Annotated in this window: 15 protein-coding genes; 9 read left to right on the forward strand and 6 right to left on the reverse strand. The window is 63.9% G+C overall.

Annotated elements, in window-relative coordinates; all coding sequences use genetic code 11:
- Window positions 1-221 precede the first annotated feature (221 nt).
- The 3 genes from dcd to CLAM6_RS11870 form a co-directional block, all read right to left on the reverse strand.
- Complete coding sequence (dcd, locus tag CLAM6_RS11860; protein ID WP_043334107.1) at window positions 222-788, reverse strand: dCTP deaminase; 567 nt, start codon at window positions 786-788, stop codon at window positions 222-224.
- A 125-nt stretch (window positions 789-913) separates the two neighbouring features.
- Window positions 914-1,750 (reverse strand): iron-sulfur cluster carrier protein ApbC, encoded by an 837-nt coding sequence (gene apbC / locus CLAM6_RS11865; protein WP_276315243.1) that lies wholly within the window; start codon window positions 1,748-1,750, stop codon window positions 914-916.
- Window positions 1,751-1,912: 162 nt separating this feature from the next.
- Window positions 1,913-2,626, reverse strand: coding sequence for an RNA pseudouridine synthase (locus tag CLAM6_RS11870; RefSeq protein ID WP_172978703.1), 714 nt, complete (start codon window positions 2,624-2,626; stop codon window positions 1,913-1,915).
- Window positions 2,627-3,252: 626 nt separating this feature from the next.
- Here CLAM6_RS11870 and CLAM6_RS11875 point away from each other — a divergent pair.
- On the forward strand, window positions 3,253-3,930 hold the full coding sequence (locus CLAM6_RS11875; protein ID WP_153636221.1) for a cell wall hydrolase: 678 nt from the start codon (window positions 3,253-3,255) through the stop codon (window positions 3,928-3,930).
- A gap of 204 nt (window positions 3,931-4,134) precedes the next feature.
- On the opposite strand, the gene CLAM6_RS11880 is transcribed toward CLAM6_RS11875, so the two are convergent.
- Both CLAM6_RS11880 and CLAM6_RS11885 read right to left on the reverse strand, forming a co-directional pair.
- Window positions 4,135-5,754: an alkaline phosphatase gene (locus CLAM6_RS11880; RefSeq protein WP_242007665.1), complete on the reverse strand. Its 1,620-nt coding sequence runs from the start codon at window positions 5,752-5,754 to the stop codon at window positions 4,135-4,137.
- 412 nt (window positions 5,755-6,166) lie between these two features.
- Window positions 6,167-6,640 carry a TerB family tellurite resistance protein gene (locus CLAM6_RS11885; protein ID WP_052384628.1) on the reverse strand — a complete coding sequence of 158 codons (474 nt, stop codon included), beginning with the start codon at window positions 6,638-6,640 and terminating at the stop codon, window positions 6,167-6,169.
- Between the two features lie 249 nt (window positions 6,641-6,889).
- Here CLAM6_RS11885 and metG point away from each other — a divergent pair, with 249 nt between their 5' ends.
- Window positions 6,890-8,941 (forward strand): methionine--tRNA ligase, encoded by a 2,052-nt coding sequence (gene metG / locus CLAM6_RS11890; protein ID WP_153636222.1) that lies wholly within the window; start codon window positions 6,890-6,892, stop codon window positions 8,939-8,941.
- Between the two features lie 124 nt (window positions 8,942-9,065).
- On the opposite strand, the gene CLAM6_RS11895 is transcribed toward metG, so the two are convergent.
- Window positions 9,066-9,572, reverse strand: coding sequence for a DUF3465 domain-containing protein (locus CLAM6_RS11895; protein ID WP_043334103.1), 507 nt, complete (start codon window positions 9,570-9,572; stop codon window positions 9,066-9,068).
- Window positions 9,573-9,601: 29 nt separating this feature from the next.
- On the opposite strand from CLAM6_RS11895, the gene CLAM6_RS11900 reads away from it, so the two are divergent.
- From CLAM6_RS11900 to CLAM6_RS11930, 7 genes are all read left to right on the forward strand, one after another.
- Window positions 9,602-9,892 (forward strand): hypothetical protein, encoded by a 291-nt coding sequence (locus CLAM6_RS11900; protein ID WP_152965392.1) that lies wholly within the window; start codon window positions 9,602-9,604, stop codon window positions 9,890-9,892.
- Between the two features lie 16 nt (window positions 9,893-9,908).
- Window positions 9,909-10,490, forward strand: coding sequence for an electron transport complex subunit RsxA (gene rsxA, locus CLAM6_RS11905; RefSeq protein WP_153636223.1), 582 nt, complete (start codon window positions 9,909-9,911; stop codon window positions 10,488-10,490).
- 1 nt (window position 10,491) lies between these two features.
- Complete coding sequence (gene rsxB, locus CLAM6_RS11910; protein ID WP_043334101.1) at window positions 10,492-11,130, forward strand: electron transport complex subunit RsxB; 639 nt, start codon at window positions 10,492-10,494, stop codon at window positions 11,128-11,130.
- The gene (rsxC, locus tag CLAM6_RS11915; RefSeq protein WP_242007666.1) at window positions 11,130-14,096 is read left to right on the forward strand and encodes an electron transport complex subunit RsxC; all 2,967 of its coding nucleotides are present in this window, start codon (window positions 11,130-11,132) and stop codon (window positions 14,094-14,096) included. Before rsxB ends, rsxC begins: the two co-directional genes overlap by 1 nt.
- Before the next feature lie 91 nt (window positions 14,097-14,187).
- Window positions 14,188-15,228, forward strand: a complete 1,041-nt coding sequence (rsxD, locus tag CLAM6_RS11920; RefSeq protein ID WP_153636224.1) for an electron transport complex subunit RsxD — start codon at window positions 14,188-14,190, stop codon at window positions 15,226-15,228.
- Window positions 15,225-16,004 (forward strand): electron transport complex subunit RsxG, encoded by a 780-nt coding sequence (rsxG, locus tag CLAM6_RS11925; protein ID WP_153636225.1) that lies wholly within the window; start codon window positions 15,225-15,227, stop codon window positions 16,002-16,004. Before rsxD ends, rsxG begins: the two co-directional genes overlap by 4 nt.
- Complete coding sequence (locus CLAM6_RS11930; RefSeq protein ID WP_043334099.1) at window positions 15,997-16,707, forward strand: electron transport complex subunit E; 711 nt, start codon at window positions 15,997-15,999, stop codon at window positions 16,705-16,707. The genes rsxG and CLAM6_RS11930 overlap by 8 nt, the downstream gene beginning before the upstream one ends.
- The last annotated feature ends 8 nt before the right edge of the window (window positions 16,708-16,715 follow it).

Genomic DNA, 16,715 nt, shown 5'->3' on the forward strand with positions numbered 1-16,715 from the left:
AGCGCCTTGCGAGCATGTCACGTTCTCGCTACCTGCCACCGGCGTTTCTCTTGCCACCGCCGTCTCTTTCTTGCCACCGTCGGCACACATCACCACGAGCAGGCACAAGCAGGCACAAAAAAGCGCCTCCCGAAGGAGGCGCTCCTGGCTTGCCACACTCTTGTCTTGCCGCGTGCGGGTCACTCGCGTGAACGCAATACCCAGGCGCGCAGCAAGAGGTATCAGGTACGCGGCAGTGTCACGCCACGTTGGCCCTGATACTTGCCGCCGCGATCCTTGTAGCTGGTCTCACAGACTTCATCGGACTCGAGGAACAGCATCTGCGCCACGCCTTCGTTGGCGTAGATACGCGCCGGCAGGTTGGTGGTGTTGGAGAACTCGAGGGTGACGTGGCCTTCCCACTCCGGCTCCAGCGGCGTCACGTTGACGATGATGCCGCAACGCGCGTAGGTGGACTTGCCCAGGCAGATGGTCAGCACGTTACGCGGAATGCGGAAGTACTCGATGGTACGGGCCAGTGCGAAGGAGTTGGGCGGAATCACGCAGGAGTCGCCCTTCACGTCCACGAAGCTCTTCTCGTCGAAGTGCTTGGGGTCCACCGTCGCCGAATGGATGTTGGTGAAGACCTTGAACTCATCCGAGCAGCGCACATCGTAGCCGTAGCTGGAGGTGCCGTAGGAAATCACACGGCGCTCATCGTGAAAGCGCACCTGATCGGGCTCAAAGGGTTCGATCATGTCGTGGCTTTCGGCCATGCGACGGATCCACTTGTCGGATTTGATGCTCATCGAGCGTACCTGACTGACTGATGGGGAGAGACGCGTGAGCGCCATGAAACGCGGGCCAGCATGATACCGGCCCGCTGTGTCGCTGGAAACCTCGGCACGCGCGGCTTGCGCCTGGCGCGTCGGGCTCAGCTGAAGCTGATGCTCGGGCCTTCATCCGCACCGGCACTTTCCAGTGACTCGGAGACCTGACGCGCGATGGCACGGAAGCTCGCGGCCACTTCGCCGTCCGGCTCCGCGATCACGCTCGGGCGACCGCCATCGGCATTCTCGCGAATGCTCAGGGTCAGCGGCAGCTGGCCCAGCAGGCGAGTCTGGTACTCATCGGCGATACGCTCACCACCACCCGCGCCGAAGACCGCTTCACTGTGGCCACACTGGCTGCAGGTGTGAGTGCTCATGTTCTCGACCACGCCCAGCACCGGCACCTTGACCTTGCGGAACATCTCGATGCCCTTCTGGGCATCCAGCAGTGCGATGTCCTGCGGCGTGGTGACGATGACGGCACCGGAGACCGGCACCTTCTGCGACAGGGTCAGCTGGATGTCACCGGTGCCCGGCGGCATGTCGATCAGCAGCACGTCAAGCTCGCCCCAGGCGGTCTGGTTGAGCAGCTGCTGGAAGGCACCGGCGACCATCGGGCCACGCCAGACCATCGGGTCCTTCACGTCGACCAGATAGGCCATCGACATGGTCTTGATGCCATGCGCCTCGATGGGGCTGAAGACCTGCTCACCGGCCATCTCCGGACGCTGGCCGGTCGGCACGCCGAACATCTGCGCCTGACTCGGACCATAGATGTCGGCGTCCAGCAGGCCGACCTTGAGACCTTCCGCCGCCAATGCCAGCGCCAGATTGGCGGTGACGGTGGACTTGCCGACGCCCCCCTTGCCGGAAGCGACCGCGACAATGTGCTTGATACCTTCCATACCTTGAAACTCCTGTGACGGCCTGCGCGGCGCGATGAATGTGGCGCGCAGGCGTCTGAACTGTCAGCGAAAAAAGCCGTGGAACACGATGGGCACAGTATGCCTGCCACCGCTACACGGGCCAAGCCGATGAAGCATGTCCATGGAAGCCATGCCTCAGGAAGCCATGGCCCTGGGCGCAAATCAGAAGCGCACGTCTCAGAAGCGCACGTCGACCGGCAGGAAGCGCCACTCGCCCGGCGCCATGCGGCCGAGCAGAATCGCGCCCAGACGCAGACGACGCACCTCGATGACCTTGAGGCCCTGCTCCTCGACCGCGCCGCGGATACCGCCCACCGGCACCCGCTTCATGGCGATGCGCAGGCGGGTGTCGCTCTGCCAGCTGATGCTGACCTTGGGCTTGCGGCCGCGGATGTCGGCGCACAGCGCGAAGCCGATACGCTTGAGGCCTTCGTCATCCAGTGTTCCTTCCACCTCGACGACGTATTCCTGCTCCAGCTGGTCGAGGTCATCGCCCAGCTTGCGGATCACGCCACGGTTCTGTGACCACACCGCGAGACCGGATTCATCTTCGCCGAGCTCGGCCAGCGGCTGCTGGGACAGGAAATGCACCTTGAGCCAGTCGGCACCGCTGTTGTCGAGCGCACTGCGCGGCGCGCCGTCACGCAGGCTCAGCGGGTCCGGCAGCGGCGTGCCCGGCGGCTGATACCAGACCAGGGTCAGCGGCTCGATGGGTGCCATGCTGGCGCCTTCATCGACGGTGACTTCCTCATCGGTGACCTTGAAGAAAGGCGCTTCCACGATCTCGCCCGCGACACGTACCACCCCCTTGGCGATGAGATGCTCGGCCTCACGGCGCGAGATGCCCTGCTGATGGGCCAGAAACTTGGAAAGACGGACGGGTTCGGTCATGGGGACTCTCGAGGCAGCGACGCAGGCAACAGGCAGAGCAGCAGCACGCAGAAGCGCAGATAAAAAAGAAGTGGGACAGCCTGACAGGGTCATCAAGGCTAGCCCGCCATGATAACGGCATGCGCCGAGGATGGCACGGACGAGACGCGCTGAAGATGCTAGGCTGCGTGGCCAGAAATCGGCGCAGTGCGCTTCAGCAGATCATTTGATGCTCATCACAAGATCCTTCGACGCTCTCCGCCAGCTCATCTGATCCACTACGCTTGGTCATCCGCCCCTCTGGCGCAAGCGATCTGGCTACCTCTGGCACGCCTGATCATGCGCTGGCAGGCACGATGCGCTACCCGCGCCATCGTCATCACTACGCAACCGCGTGGTGACAGTTGCGGAACCCTTTGCGCGGCAAAGCGTCAGAGTTGCGTTGAAGCTCACTCTGGGCCATACAAGGTCAGGGTCAGGCAAACTGATGCGCTTGCGCGTCGACTGTCGCTACCGAGGAAGCCGGTGGCCAACGCTTCAGTCTCCGTCAGTGACTCGCCAACCGAAGGTGTGCGATCAACCCGGATTGACCCTGCGCGCCATCCCGCCTTGCTGCGCTTCCCAGGCCACGTTCACAGGTATCTTGCATGCGTTTATCTCCCACATCGCGCCGCCCACTGACTCACACTCGGCGCTACGCCATCAGCAGTGCACGCACGCTTCGTCATCTGGTACTGATCTTCGGCCTGACGCTGGCCGCGGGTTGTTCCGCGCCGCACGCCTCGGACGCGTCTGCCGCACCGACCACCGCGGCCAAGGCAGCCGTCAAGGCCGAACGGCTGGAAAGCCTGCTGGTGCAAGGCGAAAGCGATGTGCCCGAGAGCCTGCTGCTCAGCAAGGCTGGCGCCAAGGCGATAGACCCCAACGGCCAGCGTCCGGTGGACGACCCGCTGACCTGCCTGGCGCGCGCCGCCTACTGGGAAGCCAAGGGCGAAGGCAGAAGCGGCATGCAGGGCATCGTCAATGTGGTGATCAATCGCGCCGCCGACCCCCGCTTCCCCGATAGCCTGTGCGGCGTGGTCAAGCAGGGTGGCGAAAGCGGCAGCTGCCAGTTCTCCTGGTGGTGTGACGGTCGCTCCGACCGCATTCGCGAACCCGCCGCCTACGCCGAAGCACGCGACGTGGCCCGTCAGGCGCTCAACCATCAGCTGGAAGACGTCACCGACGGCGCCCTCTACTTCCACGCCCGCTACGCCACGCCCTACTGGGCCAAGCGCTTCGTGCGCACCGCGCGCATCGGTCAGCACCTGTTCTATCGCAACTGACTCACCCTCTCACCAGGGCATGACGGGTAGAACCATCACCAGCAAGTTGCCTGACATGCCGCACGCCAGCGCCATGTCGCGTACAAGACCGTGACGGGAAGACCGTACAGGAAACAGACAAACCAGAAGGCCCCTGATGATTCACTCATCAGGGACCTTCTGGGTCATATCATCACTCAATCTTCAGAAATGGGCCGAGTCCGACTACTTCGCTACCACTGTCTTCAGATACTGCCCTATCTCGGAATGGTGCAGGATGGACGAGACCGGCAAGATGTCGTTGGCGGGCCCCCATGCAAAGACGTTGACTGGCGTATGGGTGTGCGTACCAGTTCCCCAGACGGTGTTTTGCTGTGTCGCCAATGCCCGCGCCAGCAGGTTGCCGCGATCGTTATAGGGGAAGAAGGCGTCGAAGTCGTGAACTGCCGGCACCTCGCTGACCCCGAGGTAACTATGTCCATCCACATGATAGGGGTTGAGCTTGTTGACCAGTACTTCAGCTGCCTGGGCTTCGGTAATCTGGAAGTCACTATTGCCATTGACAGCGGCCATCAAGCGCGCCGGTGTGCGCTCACCTTGCGGTAGTGCCTCGAAATCACTGAGCAGCTCGTAATAGGTCTGCTTCTGCTCATAGAGACTGTCCAGAATCGAGAAGTCACCAAAATTGAAATTGGGTGCGTAATCCTGATCTGCGAATGCAGGGCCTGATTTCTTCTGCGCTGCCGGTAAATTGGCGCTGGAATAACTGAAGCCGAATGCCCCCGTCTCATGGTCGGCCGTTACCAGGATTATTGTATCGTCTCGCTCTCGCGCCCAGTCATAGACACCTTGCACGGCCTCATCGAACTTGATCAGCTCATTGAGCATGGTGCCCGCATCATTGGAATGCGCGGCCCAGTCGATCTGGCCACCCTCGACCATCAAAAAGAAACCATCATCATCCTGTTCCAGCATTGACAGTGCTTTCTGGGTCATCTCATGCAGGGTCGGCTGCTGACGCTGTGGGTCATCATGGCTATCTCGATAGCTGATACCATCCGCCATACCCGAGTTGGCGAATAGCCCCAATACCTTGGTGCCATTGAGTGCGGCCATCTGATCACGCGTAAAGGCTAGCCCATAGCCTTGATCTGCAGCTTCCTGGAGCAGATTTCGTTCATCCTTGCGCTTGGAAGTTGGCGACCAGGCACCTTGCATCAGCGTCTCGACACTGCCCGCGCTTTCCCCCGGCTCACTGACGGACTGTGGCACGAAGTGACGCAACCCTCCCGACAGCATGACATCCGGCCCGGTCATGAGCATGTCTTCGGCAATGGCATTTTCCAGTGAACGATGCGGCTGGTGGGCGGCGAAGGCCGCCGGAGTCGCGTGGGTCAGGCGCGTATCGGACACCAATCCGGTGGCCTTGCCGACTCGTTTGGCAAGCTCGAGGACGGTTTCCACCCGATTACCCTCTGAATCTATGCCGATCACCTCGCCCCCGGTGAAGATACCCGTCGAGAGCTGAGTCGCTGAACAGGCCGAATCCACTACCACGGCATCTTCAGGGTGAGTCAATGAAGCGCCCACCACGCCTTCCTTCGCCAGCTGGTAGAGTGCCGTCGAACGCCCCTGATATATCGAATCTGGCGCACGATTGGCGTATGTCTCCAGCATGCCAACCTGCTGGGGCCCCATGCCATCGCCAATCATCAGAATGACATTCTTGATCTCTGCCGCATTGGCCAGCGGCATCCAGCTCATGCTTCCCGTCAGCGCAACGACGGCCCACCCTTTTCGACACCATCGTCCTTGCCGGTTCTGATGAGGCATCATCATGGTCATCTTCCGTGTTCCCTTGTCATTGATGGCATCCGTGTTACCCGGGCACATACGATACTCGTGCAAGTCTGTACGTCTGTGCTCGAACGGAGCGCTTGTTGGTCAGAAATGAATCGCGATCTGCTCACATGGCGGCACCCAAGGTGCCAGCTGGAGCATGCGCTTCACTATTGACGACGCAAGCAGAGCCGTCCATATGAATGGCTCGGTTACAGGACAATTCATGACGAAAGGATGACATAAAGATGTCATTTCAATGACAGCCGACACTGCGACCAGAAGCCGCAAACACGACGCCCCCGCTGCCATTGGCAACGGGGGCGTCTGCTTGAGGATGCCTGAATAGCGGTGTCTGGACAGGGGCGTCCAGGCAGGGACGCTTGGATAGGGGAGCGTATATAAGACGCCTGACGGATCAGGTGTCCGGCTGCGCCGCCAGCTTGGTGCGGATGAACTCGCTGTGGCTGACGTGTAGCAGGCCGGCAAGACGGCGGATGCGATGCTCTTCCTGCGGGTCCAGCTCGCCATCGGCGTAGGCCAGCTCCCAGAGCATGCCGATCAGCTCGCTGCGCTCCTCGAGGCTCATGTGCTCGTTGAGCTGCTTGACGAAGCGGTAGTGGTCCGTGGCCTGCTCGGCATCCTGCTCGGCCTGGGTCAGCAGGCTGGCAAGTTCCTCATCCCCCAGCGAGAAGCGCTCGGCCAGCTGGCGCGCCAGGGCTTCACGTTCGCGCACATCGAGATGGTCATCGGCGCGCACCACCTCGAACATCAGCACGGCCATGGCGAGTTCCGGCCCGGGCTCCTCGTTGGGGCGGGCGTTGCTGCCGGGCATCATCACCTGGCGGATGAGACGATTGATCTGACCGGCGACGGATAGCTGTGCTGGCATGCTGACCTCCAGGAACGGAAAATGTAGTGTCCTTGAATCCTTCATGAGGGCAGCGGCACGGGTTGCAACCTCGCAGTTGCGCACGCCAGCGTTGCCGGTGACGCGACGCGCCCTTCGCGCCGCCCGCACCTTCGCGATATAGTAGCGCCCATCCCGACGGGGCGATGCGTTCGCCCCTTATCACGAGTCATCCCGGCGAGTGGCTGCGCACTGCGCAGCAGGCGCCCTTTACCGTCAAGACGAGGCCTCATGTCAGCGCGCAAGATTCTGGTTACCAGTGCCCTGCCCTATGCCAATGGGTCGATCCACCTGGGTCACCTGCTTGAGTACATCCAGACCGACATCTGGGTACGCTTCCAGAAAAGCCGTGGCCACGAATGCCATTACGTGTGCGCCGATGACGCCCACGGCACCGCCATCATGCTGCGTGCCGAGCAGGAAGGTGTCACCGCCGAGCAGCTGATCCAGCGTGTGAGTGACGAGCACCAGGCCGACTTCGCCAAGTTCGGCGTCGGCTTTGACAACTATCACTCCACCCACTCGCCGGAGAACCGCGCCCACAGCGAGCGCATCTATCTGGCGCTGCGCGATGCCGGCCATATCGCCACACGCGATATCGAGCAGATGTTCGATCCGGTCAAGGGCCTGTTCCTCGCCGACCGCTTCATCAAGGGCACCTGCCCGAAGTGCAAGACCGAAGACCAGTACGGTGACAACTGTGAAGCCTGCGGCGCGGCCTACACGCCGGCCGAGCTGATCGATCCGATCTCGGCCATCTCCGGTGCCACGCCGGAAATGCGCACGTCCACCCACTACTTCTTCAAGCTGCCGAACTTCGCCGAGTTCCTGCAGGAGTGGACCAAGAGCGGCCGCGTGCAGAGCCAGATTTCCAACAAGCTGCAGGAATGGTTCGAGGCGGGTCTGGCCGAGTGGGACATCTCCCGCGATGCACCCTACTTCGGCTTCGAGATTCCCGACGCGCCGGGCAAGTACTTCTACGTGTGGCTGGACGCGCCGATCGGCTACCTCGCCAGCTTCCAGAACCTGTGCGAGAAGCAGGGCATCGACTTCGACAGCTACTGGAAGGCCGATTCCGACGCCGAGATCTATCACTTCATCGGCAAGGACATCGTCTACTTCCACGCCCTGTTCTGGCCGGCGATGCTGGAAGGTGCCGGCATGCGCACCCCGACCGGCGTCAACTGCCACGGTTTCGTGACCGTCAATGGCGCCAAGATGTCCAAGTCGCGCGGCACCTTCATCAAGGCCGACACCTATGCGCAGTTCCTCAACCCGGAATACCTGCGCTACTACTTCGCCGCCAAGCTGACCTCCGGCGTCGATGACCTCGACCTCAACCTCGACGACTTCACCGCCCGCGTGAATTCCGACCTGGTCGGCAAGGTGGTCAACATCGCCAGCCGCTGCGCCGGTTTCGTCAAGAAGTTCGGCGACGGCAAGCTGTCCGCGACCTGCGCCGAGCCGGAGCTGGTCGAGCGCTTCATCGCCGCTGGCGAAGGCATCGCGGCGGACTTCGAAGCCCGTGAATTCGCGCGCGCCATGCGCAAGGTGATGGAGCTGGCCGATGAAGCCAACACCTACATCGCCGACAAGGCGCCGTGGGCGATGGCCAAGGAAGACGGCCGCGAGCAGGAAGTGCTCGACGTCTGCTCCGTGGGCATCAACCTGTTCCGCCAGCTGATGGTCTACCTGGCGCCGGTGATTCCGGAGCTGACCGACAAGGCACGTGACTTCCTGAACCTCGAGAGCCTCGACTGGGCCAGCCGTGAAAGCGTGCTGACCGATCATGCGATCAACAAGTTCAAGCCGCTGCTGACCCGTGTCGAGCCGGAGCGCATCGACAAGATGCTCGAAGCCTCGCGCGAAGTGCTGGTCGAGGAACAGAAGATCAAGGACGGCACCGCCAAGGCCGAAGCCGCGGCCGCGCCGAGCCCGCTCGACGCCGACCCGATCGCCGACGAGATCGACTTCGATACCTTCATGAAGACCGACCTGCGCGTGGCGAAGATCGTCAAGGCGGAGCACGTCGAGAAGGCGGCCAAGCTGCTCAAGCTGACGCTGGATATCGGTGGCGAGACCCGCACCGTGTTCTCCGGCATCAAGTCCGCCTACGCGCCGGAAGCGCTGGAAGGCCGTCTGACGGTGATGGTCGCCAACCTGGCGCCGCGCAAGATGCGCTTCGGCGTGTCAGAGGGCATGGTGCTGGCCGCCGGTGACGACGAAGGCATCTACCTGCTGGAGCCGCACACCGGCGCCAAGCCGGGTCAGCGCGTCACTTGATCCACTGATGATGCGCCGAGGGCTCTTTGCGATACCACGCTGAGGGCTCTTCAGCACAACGCCCCGCCAGAGACTCTCTGGCGGGGCGTTGTCGTTCATGCGTCACATTCTGCCTGCGGGAGGGCTACTCGTAACGGCGACCGGCATGCTCCAGCCAGCCATCCACATGGCGGCCACCGGGATCATGATGCGTCCAGTGGATCACGCCGCCCTTGTCGGTCCACTCATATTCCCCGTAGAAGCCGATGCGATCACCGACCTGAAGACTGTCGATGCGTGGCGCGAGGTCGATGTTGTGCGCCACCAGAATGGTGGTGCCGCCCGCGACCCGGATCAGGAACTTCTGATGACGGCTGCCCTTGAGATCATCCCTGAGCAGACGCGTCACCTCGCCCACGCCCCGCACCTGCACATCACTCTGCTGGGCACTGATGGCGCGCCTGAGTCGGCTTTCGTCTGCCGAGGAGGCGCCTTCCCCCTGCGTCGCCTCGGCCTGCGGCGACTGGAAGTCATTCCACAGCTGGGAGAGCGAGAAATTGCCATTGCCCGTCAGCTGCGAGATGCCCGCCATCGCCACCACCAGGATGATGACCCATAACGGCCGACGGCCGCGTGTTCCTGTCCTGCGCATATCCCGCTCCTTGTGCCACCCCGGATGACGTGAAAGTCTCTGATCACGCCATAATCAATAAAAGTAATAAAGGAATTCTTCTTTATTACTTCAAGAACCAAGCAAAACGCGAAACAATGGTCGTCTCATGCTGGCAACACTACGCCTCGCTTGCCACGCTACAGGCTGTCGGCCAGCAGCATCTTGCGTATAATACCGCCGCGCTCGACGATCCCCTGCCCTGCAGCTTCCTGACAGCTTGCGGCAGCAACAGCCCTGATCGCCTGCGAGTGCCGGTTCACGCATGCCGCGAGCACGGAAGCGCCTTCGAAACACCCTGACCGAGCGACGCCCCTGATGAGTGAATACCTTCTTATCCTGATCAGCACCATCCTGGTCAACAATTTCGTACTGGTGCAGTTCCTCGGCCTGTGCCCCTTCATGGGTGTCTCCAACAAGCTGGAGTCCGCGATGGGCATGTCGCTGGCCACCACCTTCGTGCTCACGTTGTCGTCGATGTGCGCCTACCTGACCTATCACTTCATCCTCGCGCCGCTGGGACTCGAGTACCTGCGCACCATCGCCTTCATCATGGTGATCGCCGTGGTGGTGCAGTTCACCGAGATGGTGGTCAAGAAGACCAGCCCGCTGCTCTATCAGGTGCTGGGCATCTTCCTGCCGCTGATCACCACCAACTGTGCGGTACTCGGCGTGGCGCTGCTGACCCTGAACCGCAATTCCAGCTTCATGGAAGCCACGCTCTACGGCTTCGGCGCGGCCGTCGGCTTCTCGCTGGTACTGGTACTGTTCGCCGCCATGCGCGAGCGCCTGGCCGTCGCCGATGTGCCGCTTCCCTTCCAGGGGCCGGCCATCGCGATGATCACCGCCAGCCTGATGTCGCTGGCCTTCCTCGGCTTCTCCGGACTGGTGCAGATCTGACATGCTCGAATTCTTCAACGACCATACGCTGATCTCTGCCATCGTCGCACTGGTGGCCATGGCCGTCGTCTTCGGCGGTCTGCTCGGCTTTGCCGCCGTGGCCTTCAAGGTCGAGGGCGACCCCATCGTCGAGCAGATCGACCAGCTTCTGCCGCAGACCCAGTGCGGCCAGTGCGGTTACCCGGGCTGCAAGCCCTACGCCCAGGCCATCGCCGAAGGCGACGAGATCAACAAGTGCCCACCGGGCGGCGAGAGCACCATCGCCTCGCTGGCCGACCTGCTGGGCCGCGAGGCCACGCCGCTGGATGGCGACAGCGACAACACGCCCAAGGTGGCGGTGATTCGCGAGGACGAATGCATCGGTTGCACCAAGTGCATCCAGGCCTGCCCTGTCGATGCCATTCTCGGTGCCGCCAAGCACATGCATACCGTGATCGCCGACGAATGCACCGGCTGCGACCTGTGTGTCGAGCCCTGCCCGGTCGATTGCATCGACATGGTGCCGGTCGCCACTGACGTGCGCAGCTGGCACTGGCCGCAACCGGCGGGCCCGACCCGCGACAATGCCCGCTTCAGCGGCAACCTGATCGTGACCGATGCCGCCGATTCTACTGCCACATCTGCAAGGAATGTCGCCTGATGGTTCTGTCGTTACTCAAATCCATGGTGACTTCCTCACGTTCCGCCGCCACGGCGGAGGCGGAACACACACAGAAGGGTCAGGGCGCGCCGCGCGTGTTCGACTTCCACGGCGGTATCCATCCGCCGGAGCACAAGGCGCTCTCCAACCGCGCCCCGCTGGTAGCCGCCCCGCTGCCCCGTGAGGTGGTGCTGCCGCTCAGCCAGCATATCGGCGCGCCCGCCCAGCCACTGGTGGAGATCGGCCAGCGCGTCAAGACGGGCGAACTGATCGCGCGCGCCCAGGGCATGATCTCCGCCCCGGTGCATGCCAGCATCACCGGCGTGGTCACCGCCATCGAGCCGCGCCAGATTCCCCACGTCTCGGGCCTGGAAGACCTGTGCATCGTGATCGAGCGCGAGGGTGAGATCGATGAATGGGCGCGCCTGGAAGCCTGGCGCGACTGGCGTCAGCAGGAAGCCCAGGACCTGATCCAGCGTCTCCAGGATGCCGGCGTGGTCGGCCAGGGAGGCGCCGGTTTCCCCTCGGCGGTAAAGGCGCGGGTGCGTGAGCGCCACGCCATCGACACCCTGATTCTGAACGCGGCGGAATGTGAGCCTTACATCACCGCCGATGACCTGACCATGCGCACGCATCCGGAAGCGCTGATCGAAGGGCTCGAGATTCTCGCCAGCCTGATCGGCCCCGAGTGCATCCTGATCGGTATCGAGGACAACAAGCCCGAGGCCGTCATCGCGCTGGAACAGGCGATTCGCGCCCGCCGCGCCGACAAGCGCCTGCCGCCGCTGGATTCACGCCTCGAAGTCGTGGTGGTACCGACTAGGTATCCCTCCGGTGGCGAGAAGCAGCTGATCAAGCTGCTGACGGACCGCGAAGTGCCCAGCCGTGGCCTGCCCGCCGATGTCGGTGTGGTGGTGCACAACCCGGGCACCGTGCGCGCCGTGCAGCGTGCAGTGTGCTTCGGCGAGCCGATGATCTCGCGCGTCGTCACCCTGACCGGTGAGGCGCTGCAGCACCCGCACAATGTCGAGGCGCGCCTGGGCACCTCCATCGCAGACCTGCTGCGTCTGGCAGCGCCTGCGCCGACGGGTATCGCACGTCTGGTGATGGGCGGGCCGATGATGGGCTTCACGCTCGAGAGCGACGCCCTGCCGATCATCAAGACCACCAACTGTCTGCTGGCCTCCTCTCCCGAGTCACTGCCGGCGCCGGCGGTCGAGCAGCCGTGCATCCGTTGCGGCATGTGCGAGCAGGCCTGCCCGGCCGAGCTGCTGCCGCAGCAGCTCTACTGGTTCTCCAAGGCACGCGAGTTCGACAAGGCCGAGCTCTACAATCTGGCGGACTGCATCGAATGCGGCGCCTGCTCCTATGTCTGCCCCAGCCAGATTCCGCTGGTGCAGTATTACCGCTTCGCCAAGGGCGAGATTCGCAGCGCCCAGCACGAGGCGCGCAAGTCCGAGCGCGCGCGTCACCGCTTCGAATTCAAGCAGGCGCGCATGGCGCGCGAGGAAGCCGAGAAGGAAGCCAAGCGTCAGCAGCGCGCTCAGGCGGCCCAGAAGTCCGCCGCCGCCCGCGCCGATGCCAGCGCCGCCGCAGACACGACTTCGGCCTCGGCCGCCCCTGCCACCACAGCGGCCGCCGCTTCCCAGCCGGCACCGGCCACCGACATCAAGGCCTTCAAGACAGCGCGCGCCGCGGCCAACATCGCTCTCAAGAAGGCCGAGAAGGCCCTCAAGGCAGCTCAGGATGGCGGTGAGAGCTCCGAGAGCGATATCGCCAAGCTCGAGGCCAACGTGACCGCGGCCAAGGCCAAGCTCGCCAGCGCCGAGAGCGCCCTCAAGGCCGCCAGCGAGGCAAGCGAGTCAGCTGCCCCCGCCGCCGATCTCAAGGCGCTCAAGACGGCGCGCGCCGCGGCCAATATCGCCGTCAAGAAGGCCGAGAAGGCCCTCAAGACCGCCCAGGACAGCGGTGAAGACGATATCTCCGCTCTCGAGACCAGCGTGACGGATGCCAGGGCCCGACTGGCCAAGGCCGAAGCCGAAGCCGACCTCAAGGCTGCCAGCGAGGCCAGCGAGTCAGCTGCCCCTGCGGCGGCCAGCGCTTCCGCGACAGGCGCGGCAGCCGACCTCAAGGCGCTCAAGACGGCGCGTGCCGCGGCCAATATCGCCGTCAAGAAGGCCGAGAAGGCCCTCAAGACCGCCCAGGACAGCGGTGAGGGCGACATCTCCGCCCTCGAGACCAGCGTCACCGAGGCCAAAGCACGCCTTGCCAAGGCTGAGGACGACCTCAAGGCAGCGACCGACGCCGCTGGCGCTGCTCAAGGTACTGATAAAGGCCCTGTGGCAAGCGCTGCGGCTGGCTCTGCTCAAACCGCTGATATAGGTGCGGCTGGCTCTTCTGCCAACGCTGCTGCGCCGGCAGCTGCGGCACCCAGCGCCGATATCAAGGCACTCAAGACGGCACGCGCCGCGGCCAATATCGCGGTCAAGAAGGCCGAAAAGGCCCTGGCCCGCGCCAGCGAAAGTGGCGAAGGCGATATCGAGGACCTGCAGACCCTGCTGGCCACGGCCCAGGAGAACCTGCGTGCCGCCGAGGTGCGCCTCAACAGCGCGCAAGCAGGCAGCACTGAGGCGCCGCCTGCCGCCAAGGGCGCGGGAGAATTGATTCCCGAGGCGCCCAAGCCCGCCGCGGGTTCTGTGGGGCGCGGCAGCATGGCCAGCAACGTGACGCTCTCACAGGCCGAGATCGAGGCATCACGCGCCGAGAACCTTGCCAAGCGTCACAAGCAGGTCAGCATCGCGGTCAAGGCGGCCGAGGCAGCCCACCGCAAGGCAGAGGCGGCATTGAGCGAGGCGGATGACGAAAACCGTCAGCGCCTGGCGACCAAGGTCGACCGCACGCGCCGCAATCTGGAACACGCCCGCGAGTCATTGGCCGAGGTGCAGGCACTGGTGGACGCCCAATGAGTGACCTGAGCCCAATTACCGCGCCAATGGCGACTCATCCTGAAGCACGCCTCGTGTCATTGCCCATTTACCGCAAGGATCTGACCGTCTCATGAGCCTGATGCATGCAAGCTCCCCCCATGCCCACGGGCCAACCGCCACCTCGCGCGTGATGGCCTGGGTGCTGGCCGCGACGCTGCCGGGTATCGCCGTGCTGTGCTGGCACTATGGCTGGGGTGTGCTGTTCAACCTCGTCTTCGCCTGCCTGGCGGGTGTCGCCCTCGAGGCGCTGCTGCTCAAGCTGCGTGGCCGCCCGGTCAGCTTCTTCCTCAAGGACAATTCGGCGCTGGTGACCTGCGTGCTGCTGGCGGTGTCGCTGCCGCCGCTGGCGCCCTGGTGGCTGGTACTGACCGGCGTGATCGCGGCCATCGTGGTCGCCAAGCAGCTCTACGGTGGCCTGGGCCAGAATCCGTTCAACCCGGCGATGGTCGCCTATGCGCTGCTGCTGATCTCCTTCCCGGTCGAGATGTCGCGCTGGTCATCCCCGGATGGCTTCGCACTCGGCTTCGCTGACAGCCTGCAGCAGTTCTTCGGTGTGATCGCCACGCCAGACGCCCTGACCGGGGCCACGCCGCTGGACGCCTTCCGCAACAAGGGCGAGCTTTCCAGCAGCGAGTTCTGGGCAGACCCGAGCCTGCTGCCCGCCGCCAACCTGCTGGCCTGGCAGCAGACGGCCATCGCCTGGGGCCTCGGCGGCCTGGTGCTGCTGGCGCGTCGCCTGATCACCTGGCATATCCCGGTGGCGATGCTGGGCAGCCTGGCGGTGATCTCCGCCATCTTCGCCTTCGTGGATGGCGAGCAGCACGCCAGCCCCCTGTTCCACCTGCTGTGCGGTGCGGCGATCTTCGGCGCCTTCTTCATCGCCACGGACCCGGTCACGGCGGCCACCTCCAACAAGGGCAAGCTCTATTACGGCGTCGGCATCGGCGTGCTGATCTACCTGATTCGTACCTTCGGCGCCTACCCTGACGCCATCGCCTTCGCGGTGCTGCTGATGAACTTCAGCGTGCCGTTCATCGATTACTACACCCAGCCACGCAGCTATGGTCACAAGAAGGCCCGTCGCGGCATCAAGCTGGAGGACAAGGCATGAGCCTGACGCCTGATCAGCCCGAACAGCAAGCCCAGGCCGCGCAGGGCCTGAAGCACACCATCGCGCGGGCCGCGCTGGGCCTGGCGGTCTTCGCCGTCGTCACCGCCGGCGTCGTCGCCGTGACCCAGATGACCACCGCCGAGACCATCGCCGACAACGAGCGTGCCGCCCAGAGCGCGGCGCTGGCCGAGATCATCCCGCCGTCGCTGCACGACAATGACCTGCTCGACGCGGCCTTCGCCCTGCCGCCCTCCCAGGTGCTGGGTCTGGAGAGCGCCGATACCGGCTGGCGCGCCACCCGAAATGGCGAGACCGTCGCGGTGCTGCTGCCGGTGGTGACCGGCAAGGGTTACAGCGGCGATATCCGCCTGCTGGTCGGTATCCGTGCCGATGGCAGCGTGGCCGGAGTGCGCGCCGTCAAGCACGCCGAGACCCCGGGGCTGGGCGACAAGATCGAAGCGCGCAAGTCCGACTGGATTCACGAATTCGATGACCAGACGCTCAGCTCGGTGGAGTGGAAGGTGAACAAGGATGGCGGTGATTTCGACCAGTTCACCGGTGCAACCATCACCCCGCGTGCCGTGGTGGGTGCCGTTCGTCAGGCATTGATCTACTTCATGGCGCACCGCACGGCGCTGCTGGCCGGCGACAGCGAGACGCTGACCGCGACCCGCCGCGCCGCCAGGGCCCAGCAAGGCACGCAAGCTCCCACCGCTGATGGCACGCTCACGCCATCAGCGCCTTCTGAACACGGCGGAGACGAACCTCATGAGTGATATCTCGCTTGGCAAGATCAGCCGCGACGGCCTGTGGGACAACAACCCGGCGCTGGTACAGCTGCTGGGCCTGTGTCCGCTGCTGGCCGTCACCGCCAGCGTCGTCAACGCCATCGGGCTGGGGCTTGCCACGCTGCTGGTGTTGATCGGCTCCAACGTGGCGGTGTCGCTGATCCGCAATCTGGTGCCTTCTGCAGTGCGCCTGCCGGCCTTCGTGATGATCATCGCCTCGTTCGTGACCTGTGCCGAGCTGCTGATGAAGGCCTACACCTATGAGCTCTATCAGATTCTCGGCATCTTCATTCCGCTGATCGTCACCAACTGCGCGATTCTCGGGCGTGCCGATGCCTTCGCCGCCAAGCACCCCGTGCTGCCGGCGGCCACCGATGGCCTGATGATGGGGCTGGGGTTCATGGCCGTGCTGGTACTGCTGGGTGGCATGCGTGAGCTGTTCGGCCAGGGCACGCTGTTTGCGGGCATGGAACTGCTCGTCGGGCCGATGGCCGCCGACTGGCAGCTGACGATCTTCCCGGACTACTCCTTCCTGTTCCTGGTGCTGCCACCGGGCGCCTTCTTCTGCATGGGGCTGATCATCGCGGGCAAGAAGACCATCGATGAGCGACTCGAGCAGCGCCGCAAGGCAGCCAACGCCGATGCGCCCAAGGTGTCGCGTCGTGTACGCGTGACCGGCACCATCTCCTGAGCCCCTCT

Source organism: Cobetia sp. AM6 (assembly GCF_009617955.1).
Classification (GTDB): Bacteria; Pseudomonadota; Gammaproteobacteria; order Pseudomonadales; family Halomonadaceae; genus Cobetia; species Cobetia amphilecti.

Excerpts from the sequence above, each read along its gene's own strand:
- rsxA (WP_153636223.1), top strand. The coding sequence starts at position 9,909 with ATGAGTGAATACCTTCTTATCCTGATCAGCACCATCCTGGTCAACAAT.
- CLAM6_RS11875 (WP_153636221.1), top strand. The coding sequence starts at position 3,253 with ATGCGTTTATCTCCCACATCGCGCCGCCCACTGACTCACACTCGGCGC.
- metG (WP_153636222.1), top strand. The coding sequence starts at position 6,890 with ATGTCAGCGCGCAAGATTCTGGTTACCAGTGCCCTGCCCTATGCCAAT.
- rsxB (WP_043334101.1), top strand. The coding sequence starts at position 10,492 with ATGCTCGAATTCTTCAACGACCATACGCTGATCTCTGCCATCGTCGCA.
- CLAM6_RS11895 (WP_043334103.1), bottom strand. The coding sequence starts at position 9,572 with ATGCGCAGGACAGGAACACGCGGCCGTCGGCCGTTATGGGTCATCATC.
- rsxC (WP_242007666.1), top strand. The coding sequence starts at position 11,130 with ATGGTTCTGTCGTTACTCAAATCCATGGTGACTTCCTCACGTTCCGCC.
- dcd (WP_043334107.1), bottom strand. The coding sequence starts at position 788 with ATGAGCATCAAATCCGACAAGTGGATCCGTCGCATGGCCGAAAGCCAC.
- rsxG (WP_153636225.1), top strand. The coding sequence starts at position 15,225 with ATGAGCCTGACGCCTGATCAGCCCGAACAGCAAGCCCAGGCCGCGCAG.
- CLAM6_RS11930 (WP_043334099.1), top strand. The coding sequence starts at position 15,997 with ATGAGTGATATCTCGCTTGGCAAGATCAGCCGCGACGGCCTGTGGGAC.
- CLAM6_RS11880 (WP_242007665.1), bottom strand. The coding sequence starts at position 5,754 with ATGACCATGATGATGCCTCATCAGAACCGGCAAGGACGATGGTGTCGA.
- rsxD (WP_153636224.1), top strand. The coding sequence starts at position 14,188 with ATGAGCCTGATGCATGCAAGCTCCCCCCATGCCCACGGGCCAACCGCC.
- CLAM6_RS11885 (WP_052384628.1), bottom strand. The coding sequence starts at position 6,640 with ATGCCAGCACAGCTATCCGTCGCCGGTCAGATCAATCGTCTCATCCGC.
- CLAM6_RS11870 (WP_172978703.1), bottom strand. The coding sequence starts at position 2,626 with ATGACCGAACCCGTCCGTCTTTCCAAGTTTCTGGCCCATCAGCAGGGC.